The organism is Neisseria sp. P0021.S007, assembly GCF_051956855.1.
Genome location: NZ_JBQCXA010001030.1, coordinates 1 through 544 on the forward strand (window position 1 = coordinate 1; position 544 = coordinate 544).

General features: G+C 47.2%; 1 protein-coding gene and 1 pseudogene. Both read left to right on the forward strand.

Annotation, left to right across the window (positions count from 1 at the left end; all coding sequences use genetic code 11):
- Nucleotides 1-296 (forward strand): annotated as a pseudogene (locus ACTHUR_RS17345) (ABC transporter permease); the annotation flags it as partial.
- On the forward strand, nt 293-544 hold a 252-nt coding region (locus tag ACTHUR_RS17350), incomplete at its 3' end, for a nitrous oxide reductase accessory protein NosL (RefSeq protein ID WP_440399952.1). The pseudogene ACTHUR_RS17345 and the gene ACTHUR_RS17350, both read left to right, overlap by 4 nt.

Genomic DNA, 544 nt, shown 5'->3' on the forward strand with positions numbered 1-544 from the left:
GCGTATGGCTGTTTTTTGTGGTGATTTTCGATATGGCGCTTTTGGGTGTTTTGGTTGCCGATACTGAACAAGTTATTACCGCGCCTGTTGTAGAAACCATTCTCTTGTTCAATCCTTACGACATTTACCGTCTGCTCAACCTGACCGGTTATGAAAACACCGCGATGTACGCAGGGATGGCCGGTTTGAGCGATCAAATCAGCCTGACTATGCCGGTTTTGCTGACGGCGCAGGTATTATGGGTTATCATTCCCTTGGTCTTGGCCGCCTGGATTTTCGGAAAGAGACAAATATGAGAAAAATATTATTTACAGCATTCACCATCCTTGCTTTATCTGCTTGTAGCAAAGAGGAAAATACTCCTCCGCCTACGCCCCAACGAATCAGCGACAGTGCAGTCGGTCATTACTGCAGCATGAACTTGACCGAACACAACGGCCCTAAAGCGCAAATCTTCTTGAACGGCAAACCTGACAAACCGGTTTGGTTTTCCACCATCAAGCAGATGTTCGGCTACACTAAACTGCCTGAAGAGCCCAAAGGC